This window comes from Mycobacterium sp. (assembly GCF_032162605.1).
Taxonomy (GTDB): Bacteria; Actinomycetota; Actinomycetes; order Mycobacteriales; family Mycobacteriaceae; genus Mycobacterium.
Map to the genome: position 1 here is coordinate 1 of NZ_JAVROT010000216.1, position 3,764 is coordinate 3,764.

General features: G+C 66.0%; 5 protein-coding genes. 3 read left to right on the top strand and 2 right to left on the bottom strand.

Annotated elements, in window-relative coordinates:
- From QOI01_RS13460 to fdhD, 3 genes are all read left to right on the top strand, one after another.
- Positions 1–194, top strand: a 194-nt coding sequence (locus tag QOI01_RS13460; protein ID WP_526381652.1) for a hypothetical protein, incomplete at its 5' end; no start/stop codon positions are given.
- A 44-nt stretch (positions 195–238) separates the two neighbouring features.
- Positions 239–535 carry a type II toxin-antitoxin system VapB family antitoxin gene (locus tag QOI01_RS13465; RefSeq protein ID WP_526381654.1) on the top strand — a complete coding sequence of 99 codons (297 nt, stop codon included), beginning with the start codon at positions 239–241 and terminating at the stop codon, positions 533–535.
- Between the two features lie 272 nt (positions 536–807).
- Entirely contained in the window at positions 808–1,689 is an 882-nt protein-coding gene (gene fdhD / locus QOI01_RS13470; protein WP_526381656.1) for a formate dehydrogenase accessory sulfurtransferase FdhD, read from the top strand.
- A 7-nt stretch (positions 1,690–1,696) separates the two neighbouring features.
- Here the strand turns inward: fdhD and QOI01_RS13475 are convergent, their stop codons facing one another.
- Together QOI01_RS13475 and QOI01_RS13480 are read right to left on the bottom strand one after the other, a co-directional pair.
- A complete protein-coding gene (locus QOI01_RS13475; RefSeq protein ID WP_526381658.1) occupies positions 1,697–2,425 on the bottom strand; it encodes a GntR family transcriptional regulator in 729 nt (242 codons plus the stop codon).
- A 203-nt stretch (positions 2,426–2,628) separates the two neighbouring features.
- Positions 2,629–3,764 (bottom strand): OFA family MFS transporter (locus tag QOI01_RS13480; protein WP_526381660.1); only part of this gene is annotated, 1,136 nt, incomplete at its 5' end.

The following is a 3,764-nucleotide window of genomic DNA, read 5'->3' on the forward strand; positions in this document are numbered from 1 at the left end:
CAGGGCTCGCGGCTGCGCAGTCACTGCTGGTCACGTCCTTCCACGACACCGGAGAGCACAAGGGTGTGAACCGAGAGCGCGTCCCCCTGGTGACGTGCCGTACCGCCGCACCGAAGGCCACGGGCACGCGACCTTCTGAGCGAAGCGTCGGCGGCCTCCGAAACGTGCTTGAGCAGCGTCATCACTCTGGGTGATTCGTGGTGTCGGCCGTTCGGATGAGCCGCCCTAGACTGCCGCCGTGATCTTCAAGGCGGTCGGGGACCAGCGGCCCTACCCCGACCACGGCAAGGTGACGCCGCGCGACTGGTCGGACGTGCCTCCGCGGCTGGTCCGGCTCGACGAGCTCACCACCACCAAGCGCACGCTCGACCTCGACGCGTTGCTGTCCGAGGACTCGACGTTCTACGGCGACCTGTTCGCACACGTCGTCGAGTGGCAGGGCGCCCTCTACCTCGAGGACGGCCTGCACCGTGCCCTGCGCGCGGCCCTGCAGCAACGGCCCGCACTGCACGCTCGCGTGCTCGTGCTCGACTAACGGCAAGAGGGGGCCGCGGTGTCAGAGGTCGAGGACTTCGACGACGTCGACGACGTCGACTGGGGAACCGGTAGGGTCCATCATGCGCTCCTAATTGCATACAGTATGCAATCATAATAACGTGATGTGTATCACGTGTCCACACTTCGACGGAGGTTGCTCGACCCGCTTTCGCGAATCACTCTTCACCAGAAAAGTGTTCGAGACCAAGCGGGCGGCATCGTCGCGCCAGTAGGTTTGAGTACGACATACGACAAGGGGAGTTTGCCCACATGGGACGCGTGACGAGCAGATACCGCATCCAGCGGATGACCGATGGGGTGAGCTCGACACGCCCGGACACCCTCGCCGCGGAGGAGCCGCTGGAGATCCGGGTGGCGGGACGTCCGCTGACGGTGACGATGCGGACCCCGGGTGACGACTTCGACCTGGCCCGCGGCTTTCTCGTCAGCGAGGGCGTGGTGACGGCCGCCTCGGACATCGCGGCGATCCGCTACTGCGCCGGAGCGACCGCCGACGGCGCCAACACCTACAACGTGCTCGACGTACTCCTCGACGACGGCATCGCACCGCCCGACCCGTCGCTGGAACGCAGCTTCTACACCACGTCGTCGTGCGGGGTATGCGGGAAGGCGAGCCTCGATGCCGTGCGCACCGTCAGCCGCTGGCACGTCGACCATGATCCGGTCCGGCTGAGCGCCGCGACGATCGTCACCCTGCCGGACAAGCTCAGGGCTGCGCAGCGGGTCTTCGACCGGACCGGCGGGTTGCACGCGGCCGCGCTGTTCGACGCCGACGGTGAGCTGTGGTGCGTGCGGGAGGACGTCGGACGGCACAACGCGGTGGACAAGGTGATCGGATGGGCGCTTGCCGAAGGGCGCCTGCCGCTGACCGGCATGACGCTGATGGTCAGCGGCCGCACTTCCTTCGAGCTGGTGCAGAAGGCGGTGATGGCTGGGATACCGGCACTGGCCGCAGTGTCGGCTCCGTCATCGCTGGCCGTGGACCTTGCCAGGGAGATGGGACTGACGTTGGTGGGCTTCTTACGCGGCACCTCGATGAACGTCTACTCCGCGGCCGAACGGATCCGCTCCGGGGAGGAGGAGTTCGACGGGAATCCGGCCCCTCACAACGGTCAGCGCTCGGCGGGGTGACCCGACGTCATTCCTGCTCGGCCTTGGCGAGCCGCTCTTCGTGGTAGACCTGCCGCGTCCGCTCGGTGTGACGATTCATGATGTCGGTCGAGCGCTTGACGTCCCTGGCGGCGATCGCCGAGATCAGTTCGGCGTGCTCGCTCCAGGCGTCCTGGCCGCGCGGCTGCGCGATGGGCAGGTAGTACCAGCGCCACTTGCGTTCGACGAGTCCGATGTGTTCGGCGAGTACCTCGTTGCCCGCGAGGGCGGTGATTGCCGCGTGCAGGGCCGCGTTGGCCGCGACAAGGCCCTCGGAGTCGTTGGCGGCCAGGGCGTTCAACCCGTCCTGCTGCAGCTCCCAGAGCCGATTGACGTCCTCCGGGGTGGCGCGTTCGGCGGCGAGCCCGGCCGAATGGGTTTCCAGTACCGACCGAACGCCGAGAAGCTGGTCCACTTCGTCTTCAGACGGGATGTGCACGAAGGCGCCCTGCCCGGGGCGGAGCTCGATCCAACCGTCGGTCTGCAAGCGCTGCAAGGCTTCTCGCACCGGCTGGCGACTGACACCGAGATAATCGGCCAGTTCAGCCTCGACGACGTGCCGGCCCCGTTGCAGGGTGCCGTGCACGATCAGTTCGACGATCGCGTCGTAGACGGCCTGGCGCAGGGGAGCGGGACGCAACACCCGGGGTGCGGCGTCGGCCAGCATGTTGGCCCGCGAAGCCTGCTTGCGTTTGCCGGAGGGATAGGGATGTGACATGGCTGGCAGCTCCTTAGCCTTCGATGCGCGTGCTCAGCTTACAGGTTTTCGTATGCAATGAACCGTCGTTGCCGTCGCCGCGCTGCGCCGTTTCGGTCAACCCTTTGGGCCCCGGGAAACTGAGGCCCCGGGTGCGAGAGGGTCTGGCGAGGACCTCTCCCGCTCCCGGGGCCTTCATTCATTGCCTGCGAGCCCACACGGCACTAGTCCAGCGCTAGCGATGCGGCCTCCTGCTCCTGACGTCCCTGCTTGTCCTTGTGCTCGTCCTTCACCGACGTCGGCTGCTGTGACTCCGGCAGTTTGGGTTGACGAAGGAGGATCGTGATGAAGGCGCAGCAGACGCCGACCGTACCGGCGATCATGAACGCGGCGTCGTAACCCCAGGTGTCCACCACGACCGAACCCATACCGGCACCTACCAGACCGGAGATCACCTTGGAGCTGTAGACCAGGCCGTAGTTGGTCGCGTTGTTGTTCTCCCCGAAGTAGTCGGCGGTCATCGCCGCGAACAGCGGGAAGATGGCGCCGCCACCGAAGCCCGAGACCATCGATGCCAGAAGGAACAGCGGCATGCTGCCGATGGAGCCGGACAGGTACACCGCGTACTGGGACAGCCCCAGCACCGCGCACACGATGATCAGCGTGTTCCTGCGCCCGTACAGGTCGGAGATCCAGCCGATCACGCCGCGGCCGGTGCCGTTGATGATGGCCTTGAGGCTCATCGCCAGCGCCACGATCCCGCCGGCGAAGCCCATCTCCTTGCCGAAGGGCACCTGCATGGCGATGCCGAAGATGTTGATGCCCGCGGTGCAGAGCAGGACGAACCACATCAGCGGAAGGATGCCGGTCTTGATGGCCTCCATCGGCGTGTACTGCTTCACCGCGGGCGGATTCTTCAGCAGGGCCCGCCGGATTCGGGGGTCTTCACTGGCCACCAGTGGGTCGACGTGCGCGGGCCACCAGTTCTTCGGCGGGTCCTTGAAGAAGAACCCGCTCACGGCCACCAATATGGCCAGAAACACGCCGACCGCGAACAGGATTCCCTCGTAGTTGCTGACAGACAGGTACGAGGTGAACAGGAAGATGAAGGGCACCGAACCGTAGGCGAACCCGCCGTTGACGAAACCGGTCTTGCCGCCCTTTCGTTCCGGATACCACTTGCCCACCATGTTCACGCAGGTGGCGTAGACGAAACCGGCCGCGGTTCCGCCAAAGAACCCGAAGCCCAGATAGGCGAAGAAGACGTTCGGAGCGAACGCCAGCGACACGTATCCCAACAGTGCCCCGGCCGCGCCCAGCATCATCGCCGCCTTGGCCGACAACTTCCCGCTCTCCCGCA

Excerpts from the sequence above, each read along its gene's own strand:
- fdhD (WP_526381656.1), top strand. The coding sequence starts at position 808 with ATGGGACGCGTGACGAGCAGATACCGCATCCAGCGGATGACCGATGGG.
- QOI01_RS13475 (WP_526381658.1), bottom strand. The coding sequence starts at position 2,425 with ATGTCACATCCCTATCCCTCCGGCAAACGCAAGCAGGCTTCGCGGGCC.